This is a genomic window from Mesorhizobium sp. RIZ17 (genome assembly GCF_051127865.1).
Lineage (GTDB): Bacteria > Pseudomonadota > Alphaproteobacteria > Rhizobiales > Rhizobiaceae > Mesorhizobium > Mesorhizobium humile.
In genome coordinates this window covers 1,378,921-1,392,318 of sequence record NZ_CP147861.1, presented here as the reverse complement: position 1 = coordinate 1,392,318, position 13,398 = coordinate 1,378,921, and the positions used below count along the sequence as shown (strand labels likewise).

The window sequence follows — 13,398 nt, the reverse complement described above, 5'->3', positions numbered from 1 at the left end:
GGCGGCCAACATGTTTCGGTGACCGGGTTCGGCGTTCGAAGGTCCGGTTTTCAGACGATCCCGGGCGGCGAAGCCGGCTGTCCTGTTCCGGCACAGGAAAGCGCGGTCGCTTAAAAAATCGTCGCCGTGTTAAGGGTTCATTAAGCTTTACGGGTGTTTACTATGCGCATCCAGTTTTGCTGGATTCTTACCGAGTGGTTGGAGCCACTTTGTTTGACGCCTCCCTGTTAAACTCCTGAGAGCCGCCTTATCCGCGGCTCTTTTTTTGTCCGCGGGCGGCGGGCTGGCGCCATCCGCTTGCGGATGGCTGGAACGAGGCCGGCGTTAACCGTTTGTTAAACATGCGCTTGCCTTCATGGGCATCGAAGCGCATTTTCAAGCCTCAGTCATTTAGGGTGCGGGCCACGTCGGCGAGGATTGCCGAATCGGCTTGCGGCAGTGCAGGGGCGTATCGATGAACGAGCCTTCGAAGGGCGCGAAAACCATTAAACTGGCGGAGCGCCGGGTTTTCTCCCAATCCTTCAAGCCGCTCTACCAGGAAGGCATGGGGCTGGTCGAGCAGGCCGCCGAATATCTCGATGGCAAGGGCAGGCTCGAGGCCAAGAAATTGTCGCGCACGGCGGCGACGCTCTACGCGGCCGAATCGATGCGGCTGACCACAAGGCTCATGCAGGTCGCCTCCTGGCTGCTGCTGCAGCGTGCGGCGAATTCCGGCGAGATGACGCGCGACCAGGTGGCCTCGGAGAAATCCAAGGTGCGGCTCGACACGGCGTCGGCGCATGACGAGGCGCTTGGCTGGAACGAGCTGCCCAAGGATTTTCTGGACCTCGTGACGCGCTCGCTGCGCCTGCAGGCGCTGGTGCGGCGCATGGACGAGGAAATCTATGGCGGCGTCATCAACGACACGCACGCGCCCAGCCGGCGGGCCAACCCGGTTTCCGACCAGATCAGCCTTTTGAACACGGCGTTCGCGCGCGGCTGAAACCGCGTTTGCAACAATAGCATCCTAAAGCAGGTCGCGTGAAAAAGGATTCACGCGACCTGCTTTAAGTGTTTGATTTTAAGCATGTCTTTGTCCCGAAACCGGGCCCACTTTCGGGAGACATGCTTTAAACCGAGCCACGATTTGGCGAGCCGTTTGGCCGCAAGTCGAACGCCTGCGCTTCCGGCCGTTCTTCGATATTGCGGGCGGCCGTCATAGCATTTGAAGGCCATTCCGGCCTTCGCGAGAAAGATCAGCCTTGCCTTGACGAGATGAGACCCTAGTTGGGGCCGTTCGCCGCAGCCGGGTCGACCCGAGCCGGTTCTGCAGGAAAATCACCGTCACTGTGACCAAAGCAGATTGCGAGGCTTGATCCCGTGCATTCGCCATTGGACCGCATCCCGGTATCGATCATCATCCCCAATTATAACTACGACCAGTTCCTGGGACGCGCCATCGACAGCGCGTTGGAGCAGGACCACCGAAATGTCGAGGTCGTGGTCGTCGACGACGCATCGACGGATGCGTCGGTGGCCGTCATCGAATCCTACGGCGACAGGATCCGCCCGTGCCTGAGGCACAGGAATGGCGGCCATGCCGCCGCGTTCAATACCGGGTTCGAGGCGAGCACCGGGGAGATCGTTCTTTTCCTCGACGCTGACGATTACCTCTATCCGAACGCCGTCTCCGAGGTTCTGGACGAGTGGGACTCGGATGTCGCCCAGGCGCAGTTCAGGTTGCATCTCGTCGATGAGGACGAGCGTATCAAGGATGTCTTCCCACCTCCGGAACAGCCGTTCGACTCTGGCGATGTCGTGCCGGAATTGTTGCGAAAGGGGCGGTACCATACGACGGTGACAAGCGGGCTGGCGTTCGACCGCGAGGCGCTGGAAACGATAATGCCCATGCCCGAAAGCGATTTCCGGCAGGGCGCCGATGGCTATCTCGCGACGCTCGCGCCGCTGCACGGGGAGGTGAAATCCATCGACACTTGCCTCGGCGCCTACCGCATCCACGGCTCCAACCATTCGGTCTTTGCCGAAAAGCTTGCCGAGCGGGCGCGCTGGCGCGTGGAGCATGATTTCCGGCGCCTTGAGGCCTTGTCCGGCCGAGCCGCCGAGATCGGTCTCACCGTATCGCCGGATGCCGGCCTTCGCGATCCGGTCCATCTCGAAGAGCGATTGGCTTCGATCTGTGTCGACGAGCCTCAGCATCCGGTCACGACCGACTCCCGGCTGGGACTGGCAAGAGCGGGCGCCGCCGCCAGTCTGGAAATGAACGCATCCTGGCGTCGGCGGGCTGCGCTGGCGGTCTGGTTCCTCTGCATCGGAATTCTCCCGCGGCGCATGGGCAATGCAGTCCTGTCCTGGAAGCTGGTCGCATCGTCCAGGCCGGTATTCCTCACGCGGCTGTCGAAAGCCATCCGTCGCGTGACGAACTAGAACCTCGACACAGGGATTTTGAAAGGTTGCCGTTTGTCTTGGTGCAAGATTTTCCATCAATCAGCGCAACGCTGGAGATTGGTCGAAGCCGCCCTACCTCGTCATTCTATGGCGGAGCAAGGAGCGAAGCGACGCGGCGCAGACCCTAGAATCCATGCCATGACTTGGAAGCGTCGCTGCGGTGCAGAATTCTGCTCCGTTGCACGCCTTGGCGAAGGTAACGGCATGGATTCTAGGGTCTGCGCGCCGCTGCGCGTCGCTCCGCCCTAGAATGACGATCGCCAAGGGCGTTTCGGCCAATCTCCAACGAACGTATGCCACCTGCCGATGCAAATAGGGCCGACCGGTCAAAACTTCGGTGCAGTGCCACCAGCCGAGATTGGACAATGCCGGCCGCGAACGCCGGACCAGGATGCCCATTGGATCGCGATCGTTTCCGGTTTGTTCACATTTCGCTGGCATCGCTTGCCGCCGAGGCTAAACTTGGCGCATGGGGGAAGCGATTCGCATCATCGGCATCGATCCGGGGCTGAGGCGCACCGGTTGGGGTATTATCGACAGCGTCGGCAATTCGCTGCGCTTCGTCGCGTCCGGCACGGTGCGGTCCGACGAAAAGGCACCGCTGGCGACAAGGCTCTGCCAGCTGCATGACGGCTTGGCCGAGGTGCTGCACCAGGCCATGCCGCATGAGGCAGCGGTCGAGCAGACTTTCGTCAACAAGGATGCGACCGCGACGCTGAAGCTCGGCCAGGCGCGCGGCATCGCCATGCTGGTGCCGGCGCGCGCCGGGCTGGTGGTCGCCGAATACGCCCCCAACGCCGTCAAGAAGGCGGTGATCGGCGTCGGCCACGGCGAGAAGAAGCAGATCCACATGATGGTGAAGGTGCTGATGCCGAAGGCTGTCTTCGACACGGACGATGCCGCGGACGCTCTGGCCATCGCCATCTGCCATGCGCATCACCGCCCGAGTGCGGCCTATCGGATGGCTGCTCTGGTAGCTTGTTCTTGACTTGTTCTCATTTGCCCGGTAAGTAATACCTCGGAGGTATTACCATGCGTGTGACCACCAAAGGGCAAGTCACGATCCCCAAACAAATAAGGGATCACCTGGGCATAGGCCCGGGTTCGGAGGTCCAGTTCGTGGCCACCGACGAGGGCGCCCGGCTTGTCGCCGTCAACGAAAACATTTCGGAGGAGGAAGCTGCCCGCAAATTCAAGGAGATCCTCGACAAGATGGAGGGGACGCTGGATTTGGGCGGCATGACGACGGACGAGTATATGGAGTGGTTGAGGGGACCGCGTGAAAATCTCGACGTTAATTGACACAAACGTGCTCATTGATGTCTGGGGTCCGGCTGGGCCGCTGACGGAATGGTCCGCGTCGGCGATCGTCTCCTGCCGACGCGATGGCGCGCTGGTCATCAACAGCATCGTCTGGTCCGAGCTTGCTCCTCTGGTCGCTTCCGAAGCAATGCTGAGGAAAGCAGCCGAGAGACTTGAAATGGATCGCGAGTTTTTGCCCTGGGAAGCCGCATTCCTGGCTGGGGTGGCACATTCCCGTTATCGGCGGGCCGGCGGTGTTCGGGAGCGGACCTTGCCGGATTTTTTCATTGGCGCTCATGCGGCCGTCGCCGGTCACCGCCTCTTGACGCGCGACGCGCCTCGCTATCGCAGCTATTTCCCACACCTCGAAATCGTCTCTCCGGAAACACATCCATGAAGGCCAGGCCATGATCGGCAAGCTGAAAGGCACGCTGGACGAGATCGACGAAGACTCCTGCCTCGTCGATGTGCACGGCGTCGGCTATGTCGCCCATTGCTCGGCGCGCACGCTTGCCGCGCTGCCGTCGCCCGGCGAGGCGGTGGTGCTGTTCATCGAGACCTATGTGCGCGAGGACATGATCCGGCTCTACGGTTTCCAGAGCGCGTTGGAGCGCGAGTGGTTTCGCCTCTTGATGAACAATGTGCAGGGCGTCGGCGCCAAGGTGGCGCTGGCTATTTTGTCAACGCTGGCGCCTGCCGACCTCGCCAATGCGATCGCGCTGCGCGACATCGCCATGGTTTCCCGCGCGCCCGGCGTCGGCAAGAAGGTGGCCGAGCGCATCGTCACCGAATTGCGCAGCAAGGCGCCGGCCTATGCGGGCGCGGCCACCGGAACGATCGGCCTCAAGCAGGAGCTCGGCGAAGGGGTGGCGGCCGCGCCGATCACGGACGCGGTTTCGGCGCTGGTCAATCTCGGCTATTCGCGCGACATCGCGGCGAATGCGGTTGCGGCCGCGCTGAAATCGGCCGGCGAGGGCGCGGACGCGTCCAAGCTGATCCGCTTCGGGCTGAGGGAGCTGGCGCGGTGAGGCAGCGCTTGTCCCGCCATCGGTCCTATGCAAGGAAGGCGGCATGAGCCTTTCGCCCCGCCTCATTGCCCCCGACAAGCGCGGCGAGGATGCCGACCAGACGCTGCGGCCGCAGTCGCTCGACGAGTTCGTCGGCCAGGCGGCGGTGCGAGCCAATCTCAAGGTCTTCGTCGATGCCGCCAAGGGTCGCGGCGAGGCGCTCGACCATGTGCTGTTCGTCGGGCCGCCCGGACTGGGCAAGACGACGCTGGCACAGATCATGGCGCGCGAGCTTGGCGTCAATTTCCGCTCCACCTCCGGGCCGGTGATCGCGAAGGCGGGCGATCTCGCAGCGCTGCTCACCAATCTCGAAGAGCGCGACGTCCTCTTCATCGACGAGATCCACCGGCTCAATCCGGCGGTCGAGGAAATCCTCTATCCGGCGATGGAGGATTTCCAGCTCGACCTGATCATCGGCGAAGGCCCGGCGGCACGCTCGGTCAAGATCGACCTCGCCCGTTTCACGCTGGTCGCGGCGACAACCCGACTCGGGCTCTTGACCAATCCGCTGCGCGACCGGTTCGGCATTCCGGTGCGGCTCAATTTCTATACGGTCGAGGAGCTGGAGCAGATCGTGCGCCGCGGCGCACGCATCCTGTCGATGCCGCTCGGCGACGACGGGGCGGTGGAGATCGCGCGCCGCGCGCGCGGCACGCCGCGCATTGCCGGCAGGCTGTTGCGCCGGGTGCGCGACTTCGCCAGCGTCGCGGGTGCCGCGCATGTCGACAGGAAGATCGCCGACGAGGCGCTGATAAGACTTGAGGTCGACGCGCTCGGCCTCGACGCGCTCGACCGCCGTTACCTGTCGATGATCGCGCGCAATTTCGGCGGCGGCCCGGTCGGCATCGAGACGATCGCGGCGGGGCTCTCAGAGCCGCGCGACGCGATCGAGGATATCATCGAGCCCTATCTCATCCAGCAGGGCTTCATCCAGCGCACGCCGCGCGGCCGCGTGCTGACCGCCAATGCCTGGCGCCATCTCGGGCTCGACCCTCCGAAGGATATCGCCCAGCAGCAGATCAGCCTGTTCCAGGAAGAGTAACGCAGATTTGTTCGCCGTTTGGCAGCGCAACGGCTCGTCTGCGCAGAATCTGCGCGCCTTGGCCTAGCTCAGGGCGCAATTGCCGCCTTTAACGCAGCTTCCTGATAGAATCCCAAGGGCTTGGGCCGATTCATGATCACCAGACGCGCCTTCCTGCGCCTTGTCGGCGGCTCGGCCTTCAGCCTGGTGTCGCTTGGCGCTTATGCCGTCGGCATCGAGCCGATGCTGCTGACCCACGTGAAGCGCTACACGCTGACGCCGCCGCACTGGCCGGCCGGGCTTAAATTGCGCGTCGTGGCGTTGGCCGACATCCATGCCTGCCGACCCTGGATGACGCCGGAGCGTGTCGCCTCGCTGGCCGAGCAGGCCAATGCACTGCAGCCGGACGTGATTGTGCTGCTTGGCGACTATCCCGCCGGGACCCGGCTGGTGACCGGCTGGGTGAACGCGTCGGAATGGGCGTCAGCGCTCTCCGGGCTCAAGGCGCCGCTCGGCGTGTTCTCGATCCTCGGCAATCACGACTGGTGGGAGGATCGCTCGGCGCAGGCAGCCGGGGCGGGGCCGACCATCTCCCGCAAGGCACTGGAGGCGGTCGGCATTCCGGTGCTGGAGAACGACGTCGTGCGCCTTGAAAAGGACGACCAGGGTTTCTGGATTGCCGGGCTCGCCGACCAGATTGCGCTGTTGCCGAACAAGGCCGAGGGCCGCAGGGGGCTCACCGGCCTCGATGATCTTCCCGCCACGCTGGCCAAGGTCGGCGACACCGCTCCCATCATCCTGCTGGCGCATGAGCCGGACATTTTTCCCAAAGTGCCCTGGAGGGTTTCGCTCACCTTGTCCGGGCACACGCATGGCGGACAAGTGCGGTTGTTCGGCTATTCTCCGGTGGTGCCCTCTGCCTATGGCAACCGCTATGCCTACGGCCATGTCGTCGAGAACGACCGAAATCTGATTGTCTCGGGAGGACTAGGCTTCAGCATCGCCCCGGTTCGTTTCGGAGTGCGGCCGGAAATCCTGCAGATCGATCTGGGATAGTCCGCTTCCAGCGCCTCAGCGCAGCGACCTGATCATATCCATCACGTCCGGCTCGGCCTTCTCGCCGTCGAAGGCGTCGACCACGCCGAAGGCGCCGCCATAGCTCCACACCGACCACGAAAAGCCGTGCGCCTCGGCGCGGGCGATCATGTCGCGCACATAGGCCGCGCGATATGCGGCCGGCATGACGAAGCCGTTGCCATATTCCTTGCGGATCATGCCGAATTCGCCGAGCGTGATGTCCTGCGGCTTGACGCCGTTGGCCTTCGCCCAGGCGTCGACCGTGGCGAACGGCGCGTCCATCACGCCAAGCAGCTTTTCGGAACTGTCCATCGTCGCCACCTGCTCGTCGAGATAGCTGAGCAGGCCGCTCTGCCGCGCCCAGGGCGCCTCGGCCTTGATCCGGTCGCGGATCGTATCCAGCGTCAGGTCCAGCTGCGCTTTCGGAACGGCCGTCAGCGGATAGGGCAGGCCGGTGACATAAGGAATGAAATCGCCGGCCCAGGTCGCGCCCTGATGTGTCAAAAGAAACGGATCGTAGGAATGGAAAGTCCAGATGATGTTGTCATCGGCGATCGTCCTGGGGTCGATTTTAGCCAGCGACTCCGCATTCGAATAGCAGCCGCCGGTCAGGATCAGCGTGAGCCTGGTGGCGGAGGCGCGGGCGGCCGCGAACAATTGCTTCTGGCGGCCGGGCCAAAGGTTGGTGCCGTTCGCGTCGCAATCGACCAACGGCTCGTTCATCAACTCCAGCGCGACCTGATTGGGGTCTTCCTTGGCCAGCGTCCGAGCCATCTCGCGCACCAGCTCGGCATAGGCATCGAAGACGGCCGGGTCGTGCATCACCTCGTTCATGCCGGTCTTGCGGTTGCCGCCAGCGGGGATCAGATGCAGGTCGACGATCACCTTCAGGCCGGCGCGGTTGATCATGCGCGCCGAGTCCAGCACGCTGGCATAGAGGTCGTCGCGAAGGGCCGCGGTCCGGTCCGAAAGAAAGGGTGCGGGATCCACCGGCATGCGCAGGAAGTCGAGGCCGGCATCCTTGAGCGCCTTGAGGTCGTCCTCCTTGAGGAATTTGCGCCACTCCGGATAGGGCAGGATCGCCTGGCGCTCCCCCCATTTGTCCTCGGCCGGCCAGGTCACCCACTGGTCGAGATTGAGGCCGCGTTTCATCGAGAAGGTCGCTGCCCCGGCCGGCAATGCCAGCGTGCCGAGCGCAAGCAACACCGCCAGCAAGGTCTTGATCATCGTGCCCAACAATGCCATCCCGTTCCCGCGCGAAAACAGTGCGTGTCGCCCAAAAGTGTGCAGCGGTTTTTGGGACAACGACACGCACAGAAAAAATGCCTAAAGCCCGAGGGCTTTAGGTGCCTGTTCGGGCCTGAAAAGGAAAGCGCGATGGACGATCATGGTGAATCGGCGGCGCTCAGCGCCGGGCTTTCCGGAGCGCTGACGGAATTCGGCCATCGGCTGATGGCCCGGGTCTACTATGCCGACACCGATTTCTCCGGGGTCGTCTACCATGCGCGCTATCTCGAATTCCTCGAACGCGGCCGCTCCGACTATCTGAGGCTGACCGGCGTCCACCACACCGAACTCCTGGACGGCAAGCACGGCGAGCGCATCGTCTGGGTGGTCCGGCGCATGGAGATCGACTTCCGCTCGCCGGCCCGCATGGACGATATCCTCACCATCGACACGCGCACTGACGATATTTCCGGCGCCCGCATCTTCATGGGCCAGCAATTGAAGCGCGGCGGTGATGTGCTGGTTGAGGCGAAAGTCGAGGCGGCGATCGTCGGCGAAAGCGGCCGCCCGAAGCGTTTCCCGAAGGAATGGATTGCCGCTTTTATGCCGAAGGCCAAGGCCTGAGCCTTCGCTTGCCCGCACCGTCTCGAAGCCATTGACCACGCGGCGCCGGCCGCGGGCTGGCCCAAGCCAAGCGCGGCAATGCGCCGCGCCTTACATCCTAACCCATCCTTAACCATAACGGTTCATGAAGGAATTGGCGAAGATTGGCGCAATTCGTGCGCCTTCCTTTCACCAATATTTGCCTCGAAAAGGCCGTGAAACGGTGCATTCGGGGCTTATCCCGCAAGCTTCACGCTTCGCGCGATCGGACCAAAGGGATGCCATGGGCCAGCCGCCAGCGATGCCCGGATAATCTTAAGGACTTAAGTCATGGAAAACATCGCACTCGCCGACCCGGCAGCGCATTTATCGATCTGGGCGCTGTTCATGCAGGCCGGCTGGGTGGTCAAGCTGGTCATGATCGGCCTGCTCGGCGCCTCGATCTGGACCTGGGCCATCATCATCGACAAGCTCGTCGCCTATAGCCGGATGAAGTTGGCACTGAACCGCTTCGAACAGGTCTTCTGGTCCGGGCAATCGCTTGAAGACCTCTACCGCACGCTGGCCGACCGCAAGACCACCGGCATGGGCGCGATCTTCGTCGCCGCCATGCGCGAATGGAAGAAGAGTTTCGAAAAGGGCGCGAAATCGCCGCTGGCGCTGCAGACCCGCATCGACAAGGCCATGGACCTGGCATTGACGCGCGAGATGGAAAGGCTGGAAGGACGCCTTGGCTTCCTCGCCACCACCGGCTCGGCCGCGCCCTTCATCGGCCTGTTCGGCACCGTCATCGGCATCATGACGTCGTTCCAGGCGATCGCCGCCTCGAAGAACACCAGCCTTTCGGTCGTGGCGCCCGGTATCGCCGAGGCGCTGCTCGCCACCGCGATCGGCCTGCTCGCGGCCATCCCGGCGGTCATCGCCTACAACAAGCTGTCATCGGATGCGAACAAACTCGGCGTGCGCATGGAAGGGTTCTCGGATGAGTTCTCCGCCATACTCTCGCGCCAAATCGATGAAAAAGTAGCGCAGAAGGCCTGAGGAACGATCATGGGGATGTCTGCTGCTGGCGCAGGTGGCTCGGGGCGAGGCGGACGCGGCCATAGGCGCCGTGGCCGTCACCATGCCCTGATGTCGGAGATCAACGTCACGCCGATGGTCGACGTGATGCTGGTGCTGTTGATCATCTTCATGGTCGCGGCGCCACTACTCACCGTCGGCGTACCGATCGACCTGCCGGACACGCAGGCCAAGGCGATGAATGTCGACACGCAGCCGATCACCGTTTCGATCGACGCTGCGGGCAAGATCTTCCTGCAGGAAACCGAAATCCCGATCGAGGAATTGGTGGCCAAGCTGCAGGCGATTTCCAAGACCGGCTATGACGAGCGCATCTTCATCCGCGGCGACAAGTCGACGGACTACGGCACCGCGATGAAAGTCATGGCCCGCATTTCGGCCGCCGGGTACAAGAATATCGGCCTGGTCTCGCTGCAGGAACAGGATCAGTAGACGAGAAGATGCGCACCGGTCTTACCTCATCGGTGATATTGCACGCGGTGGCGCTGGCCTTCGGGTTGTTCACGCTGTCGTCGCCGCCGGCCATGCCTGCCAGCGACGTGGAGTCGGTGGCGGTCGACATCGTGCCGATGGAAGCGATCGCGCAGACGCTGCAGGGCGACAAGAAGTCGGTGATGCATGACAAGCCGGCGCCGCTGCCGACCAAGCGTCCCGATGTCGTGCCGAACGCCCAGAAGGTCGGCGAGAACACCGTCGACACCGACAAGCCGGTGACGGACGAAGCCAAGCCGAAGCCGGTCGAGAAGACGGCGGCGCCGCCGCCCGCGCCGACGCCGACCGAGAAGCCGGCGGTCGAGGACGTGCCGAAGCCGCAGGAGAAGCCGAAGCCGACCCCGGCGACCGAAGTCGCGCCGACGCCGACACCGAAGGAAGAGGTCAAGCCCGAGCCGGTCAAGCAGACGGAGCCGAAGCCGACGCCGGCCAAGCAACCGGCGCCGACACCGCCGAAGGACACGACCGCGGCCATCCCGAAGGAAGAGGTGAAGCCGGACGCCGTCGCCGAGGCGATCGATCAGCAGCAGCCGACCGAAGAAGCCAAGCTGCCGGACTCCGCGCCGGCGCCGGAAGCGCGGCCGAAGCCGCAGCCGGCCCAGGCCGAGAGCGCCAAGGCGCCGGACCGCAAGGATGCGGAAAAGCCGGTCAAGGAGGCCTCGTCGAAGCCGAAATCGGATGAAAAGCAATTCAACGCCGACGAGATAACGGCCCTGCTCGATAAGCAGAAGCCGTCCGGCGGCGGCGCCAAGCGCTCGACCCAGCAGGCCTCGCTCGGCGGCGAAAAGGACCAGGGTCAGAAGCTTTCCAAGTCGGAGCAGGGGGCGCTGGAGGACCAACTCGGCGGTTGCTGGACCCTTCCGGTCGGCCTCGAAGGTTCCGAGAACTTCACCGTGGTCATCCGTTTCAACCTGAATGCCTCCGGCAAGCTGGAGGGCCGCCCGACCGTCGAGAAATCAAGCGGCAACCCTCAGTTCGACGCCAGCGCGGTTCGCGCCGTGCAGAAATGCGATGTCGCCGGCCTGCAGGTTCCCGCCGGCAAGCAGGACATATGGTCTGACGTTCGCGTCAACTTCGACCCGAGAGCGATGCTTGGTCTTTAAGCCTGAGCGTCCGAGAAATCAGCAAGAGAAGCGAGAAGACATGCAATCCATCCTCAAGCCGCTCCTGATGGTCGCCGCGATGGCGGTCGGCATAATTTCCGTCGCCACCTTGCCTGCCCGGGCAACCCTCGAGCTCAACGTCAACAAAGGCAATGTCGAGCCGATGCCGATCGCCATCCCTGACTTTCAGGGAGGCCTTGGACCGCAGATATCGGAGATCGTGACAGCCGATCTGAAACGGTCAGGACTGTTCGCGCCGATAGACAAGGCCGCTTTCGTAGAAAAGATCACGAATCCCGACGCCGCGCCCCGTTATGAAGACTGGAAGGTCATCAACGCCCAGGCGCTGGTCACCGGCAGCGTGAGCAAGGAGGCCGACGGCCGCATTCGCGCCCAGTACCGGCTGTGGGATATCTTCGGCAACTCGCAGCTGGCCGGCGAGCAGTTTTTCGCCAATGACGCCAATCAACGCCGTGTCGCGCATATCATCGCCGATGCGATCTATGAGAAGATCACCGGCGAGAAGGGCTATTTCGATACGCGCGTCGTCTTCGTCGACGAATCCGGCGCCAAGAACGCGCGCAAGAAGCGGCTGGCCATCATGGATCAGGACGGCGCCAATGTGCGCTACCTGTCGGACGGCCGCGCCATCGTGCTGACGCCGCGCTTCTCGCCGAACCGGCAGGAAATCACCTATATGTCCTATGAAAGCGGGCAGCCGAAGGTCTACCTGCTGCAGATCGAAACCGGACAGCGCGAACTGGTCGGCAATTTCCCGGGCATGACGTTCGCGCCGCGCTTTTCGCCCGATGGCCAGAAGGTGATCATGAGCCTGCTGCGCGACGACGGCAATTCCAACATCTTCGCCATGGACCTGAGGAGCCGTTCAACGACGCGGCTGACCGACTCGACCGCCATCGACACCTCGCCCTCCTATTCGCCGGACGGCTCGCAGGTCGTCTTCACGTCCGACCGCGGCGGCGGCAGCGGCCGCTCGCAGATCTACGCGATGGGCGCGGACGGCTCGAACCCGCACCGCATCTCCTTCGGCGATGGCGTCTATTCGACGCCGGTCTGGTCGCCGCGCGGCGACCTCATCGCCTTCACCAAGCAGAGCGGCGGCGAGTTCCAGATCGGCGTCATGAAAACCGACGGTTCGGGCGAGCGCATCCTGTCCTCCGGCTTCCAGCAGGAGGGTCCGACCTGGGCGCCGAACGGCCGCGTGCTGATGTTCTTCCGCGACTCCGGCGGCGGGCCGAAGCTGGTGTCGGTCGATCTCACCGGCCGCAACGAGCAGCCGATTCCGACGGCGAACTACGCTTCGGACCCGGCCTGGTCACCGTTGCTGGAGTGAGGGAAGGGGAACTGGAGAATTGAGGAATTGAAGAACTGAAGAAATGGAGAGCCAGAGACGCTACGTTGGACGCGCCAGGGACCTGGAGGTCTATAAGCGGGCGTGCGTAGTTTCTCTTGAAATTAACAAAGCCACGCTGGCCTTTCCGAAGATTGAGCAATACGCGCTAGCCGATCAGTTGCGTCGCTCCAGCAAGGCTATCTGCGCCAATTTGGCTGAGGGCTTCGCCAAGCAGCCTCATTCCAAAGCCGAATTCGCCCGCTTCATTTCAATGGCTATGGGGTCGTGTAGCGAGGTCGAGACATGGATCTCCTACGCCTTCGACCTTGAGTACATTTCGAAGGCACAGCTTGATGAGTGGCTACGATCCTACAACCAGATCTATGGAATGCTGGTGAATCTCAGAGGGTCACTGAAGTGACCTCTTTCTCCAGTTCTTCAATTCTCCAGTTCCTCAATTCCCCCTTTTTTCATGTTTTGGCCGCATTTCTGCCTACGGTCCGCGCGCAATCTCGCCCTTGGTAAATGCGTCGGGCGCAACGGCCGCGGACGGCGGCCGAAACCAAAAATTAACCGTGTTTCTTGAATGCCGGTTAACCCAAACGTGGTTACTGGGTGATCAACGAA

At 62.9% G+C, this 13,398-nt stretch carries 15 protein-coding genes; 14 read left to right on the top strand and 1 reads right to left on the bottom strand.

All coding sequences use genetic code 11. The features are described from left to right. Positions 1–454: 454 nt before the first annotated feature. The 8 genes from WDX12_RS06855 (at position 455) to WDX12_RS06820 (ending at position 6,891) form a co-directional block, all read left to right on the top strand. Positions 455–982 carry a DUF1465 family protein gene (locus WDX12_RS06855; RefSeq protein WP_320296434.1) on the top strand — a complete coding sequence of 176 codons (528 nt, stop codon included), beginning with the start codon at positions 455–457 and terminating at the stop codon, positions 980–982. 377 nt (positions 983–1,359) lie between these two features. Beyond that, positions 1,360–2,424: a glycosyltransferase family 2 protein gene (locus WDX12_RS06850; RefSeq protein WP_434724352.1), complete on the top strand. Its 1,065-nt coding sequence runs from the start codon at positions 1,360–1,362 to the stop codon at positions 2,422–2,424. Between the two features lie 490 nt (positions 2,425–2,914). Beyond that, the gene (gene ruvC / locus WDX12_RS06845) at positions 2,915–3,433 is read left to right on the top strand and encodes a crossover junction endodeoxyribonuclease RuvC (protein ID WP_434724351.1); all 519 of its coding nucleotides are present in this window, start codon (positions 2,915–2,917) and stop codon (positions 3,431–3,433) included. Positions 3,434–3,477: 44 nt separating this feature from the next. Further along, positions 3,478–3,747 (top strand): AbrB/MazE/SpoVT family DNA-binding domain-containing protein, encoded by a 270-nt coding sequence (locus WDX12_RS06840; RefSeq protein ID WP_320296437.1) that lies wholly within the window; start codon positions 3,478–3,480, stop codon positions 3,745–3,747. Beyond that, a complete protein-coding gene (locus tag WDX12_RS06835) occupies positions 3,725–4,144 on the top strand; it encodes a type II toxin-antitoxin system VapC family toxin (protein ID WP_434724350.1) in 420 nt (139 codons plus the stop codon). The genes WDX12_RS06840 and WDX12_RS06835 overlap by 23 nt, the downstream gene beginning before the upstream one ends. Positions 4,145–4,154: 10 nt before the next feature. Continuing rightward, positions 4,155–4,775: a Holliday junction branch migration protein RuvA gene (gene ruvA, locus WDX12_RS06830; protein WP_320296439.1), complete on the top strand. Its 621-nt coding sequence runs from the start codon at positions 4,155–4,157 to the stop codon at positions 4,773–4,775. A gap of 43 nt (positions 4,776–4,818) precedes the next feature. Beyond that, positions 4,819–5,856 (top strand): Holliday junction branch migration DNA helicase RuvB, encoded by a 1,038-nt coding sequence (gene ruvB / locus WDX12_RS06825; RefSeq protein WP_320296440.1) that lies wholly within the window; start codon positions 4,819–4,821, stop codon positions 5,854–5,856. A gap of 132 nt (positions 5,857–5,988) precedes the next feature. Then, entirely contained in the window at positions 5,989–6,891 is a 903-nt protein-coding gene (locus WDX12_RS06820) for a metallophosphoesterase (protein ID WP_434724349.1), read from the top strand. A gap of 15 nt (positions 6,892–6,906) precedes the next feature. On the opposite strand, the gene WDX12_RS06815 is transcribed toward WDX12_RS06820, so the two are convergent. Beyond that, entirely contained in the window at positions 6,907–8,157 is a 1,251-nt protein-coding gene (locus WDX12_RS06815; protein ID WP_434724348.1) for a glycoside hydrolase family 5 protein, read from the bottom strand. 132 nt (positions 8,158–8,289) lie between these two features. On the opposite strand from WDX12_RS06815, the gene ybgC reads away from it, so the two are divergent. The 6 genes from ybgC to WDX12_RS06785 all read left to right on the top strand — a co-directional run bounded on the left by ybgC (position 8,290) and on the right by WDX12_RS06785 (position 13,192). Continuing rightward, positions 8,290–8,763 carry a tol-pal system-associated acyl-CoA thioesterase gene (ybgC, locus tag WDX12_RS06810; RefSeq protein ID WP_434724347.1) on the top strand — a complete coding sequence of 158 codons (474 nt, stop codon included), beginning with the start codon at positions 8,290–8,292 and terminating at the stop codon, positions 8,761–8,763. 309 nt (positions 8,764–9,072) lie between these two features. Beyond that, positions 9,073–9,783, top strand: a complete 711-nt coding sequence (tolQ, locus tag WDX12_RS06805; protein ID WP_320296444.1) for a protein TolQ — start codon at positions 9,073–9,075, stop codon at positions 9,781–9,783. 9 nt (positions 9,784–9,792) lie between these two features. Continuing rightward, a complete protein-coding gene (gene tolR, locus WDX12_RS06800) occupies positions 9,793–10,254 on the top strand; it encodes a protein TolR (RefSeq protein WP_040991690.1) in 462 nt (153 codons plus the stop codon). An 8-nt stretch (positions 10,255–10,262) separates the two neighbouring features. After that, complete coding sequence (locus WDX12_RS06795; protein WP_320296446.1) at positions 10,263–11,417, top strand: TonB family protein; 1,155 nt, start codon at positions 10,263–10,265, stop codon at positions 11,415–11,417. A 40-nt stretch (positions 11,418–11,457) separates the two neighbouring features. Further along, on the top strand, positions 11,458–12,771 hold the full coding sequence (gene tolB / locus WDX12_RS06790; RefSeq protein WP_320296447.1) for a Tol-Pal system beta propeller repeat protein TolB: 1,314 nt from the start codon (positions 11,458–11,460) through the stop codon (positions 12,769–12,771). A 43-nt stretch (positions 12,772–12,814) separates the two neighbouring features. Next, positions 12,815–13,192, top strand: coding sequence for a four helix bundle protein (locus WDX12_RS06785; RefSeq protein WP_434724346.1), 378 nt, complete (start codon positions 12,815–12,817; stop codon positions 13,190–13,192). Positions 13,193–13,398 lie beyond the last annotated feature (206 nt).

Excerpts from the sequence above, each read along its gene's own strand:
- WDX12_RS06855 (WP_320296434.1), top strand. The coding sequence starts at position 455 with ATGAACGAGCCTTCGAAGGGCGCGAAAACCATTAAACTGGCGGAGCGC.
- ruvC (WP_434724351.1), top strand. The coding sequence starts at position 2,915 with ATGGGGGAAGCGATTCGCATCATCGGCATCGATCCGGGGCTGAGGCGC.
- WDX12_RS06840 (WP_320296437.1), top strand. The coding sequence starts at position 3,478 with ATGCGTGTGACCACCAAAGGGCAAGTCACGATCCCCAAACAAATAAGG.
- ruvA (WP_320296439.1), top strand. The coding sequence starts at position 4,155 with ATGATCGGCAAGCTGAAAGGCACGCTGGACGAGATCGACGAAGACTCC.
- ruvB (WP_320296440.1), top strand. The coding sequence starts at position 4,819 with ATGAGCCTTTCGCCCCGCCTCATTGCCCCCGACAAGCGCGGCGAGGAT.
- WDX12_RS06820 (WP_434724349.1), top strand. The coding sequence starts at position 5,989 with ATGATCACCAGACGCGCCTTCCTGCGCCTTGTCGGCGGCTCGGCCTTC.
- WDX12_RS06815 (WP_434724348.1), bottom strand. The coding sequence starts at position 8,157 with ATGGCATTGTTGGGCACGATGATCAAGACCTTGCTGGCGGTGTTGCTT.
- ybgC (WP_434724347.1), top strand. The coding sequence starts at position 8,290 with ATGGACGATCATGGTGAATCGGCGGCGCTCAGCGCCGGGCTTTCCGGA.
- tolQ (WP_320296444.1), top strand. The coding sequence starts at position 9,073 with ATGGAAAACATCGCACTCGCCGACCCGGCAGCGCATTTATCGATCTGG.
- tolR (WP_040991690.1), top strand. The coding sequence starts at position 9,793 with ATGGGGATGTCTGCTGCTGGCGCAGGTGGCTCGGGGCGAGGCGGACGC.
- WDX12_RS06795 (WP_320296446.1), top strand. The coding sequence starts at position 10,263 with ATGCGCACCGGTCTTACCTCATCGGTGATATTGCACGCGGTGGCGCTG.
- tolB (WP_320296447.1), top strand. The coding sequence starts at position 11,458 with ATGCAATCCATCCTCAAGCCGCTCCTGATGGTCGCCGCGATGGCGGTC.
- WDX12_RS06785 (WP_434724346.1), top strand. The coding sequence starts at position 12,815 with ATGGAGAGCCAGAGACGCTACGTTGGACGCGCCAGGGACCTGGAGGTC.